Source organism: Shewanella electrica, assembly GCF_022321485.1.
Classification (GTDB): Bacteria; Pseudomonadota; Gammaproteobacteria; order Enterobacterales; family Shewanellaceae; genus Shewanella; species Shewanella electrica.
Genome location: NZ_JAKOGG010000528.1, coordinates 1 through 252 on the forward strand (window position 1 = coordinate 1; position 252 = coordinate 252).

1 protein-coding gene is annotated in these 252 nt (G+C 63.9%); it reads right to left on the reverse strand.

All coding sequences use genetic code 11. The features are described 5' to 3' along the window. A partial coding sequence (locus L9G74_RS21400) for an ATP synthase subunit g (protein ID WP_238898829.1) occupies nt 1-252 on the reverse strand: 252 nt, incomplete at both ends.

Genomic DNA, 252 nt, shown 5'->3' on the forward strand with positions numbered 1-252 from the left:
TCCACATCAGCACCTCTGTGGCCACCAAACCGTTCCTCAGCGCTTCCCTGACCGTGAGCTGCGCCAGGCGGCCGGACTGAAAGCTCCTGACCATGGCCTTCATGCTGTCGATGGCCTTGGGGATCTCACCGGGTGTTGGAGGTGCAAGCTCGACCTTAGCGTAGTACCAGAACGTGGCCAGGCGAGGCTTCGAGTACGCCACAGCAGCGCTCAGCAGCTGAGGCCCGCGGGTGGTGAGGCGCTGCACCAGCT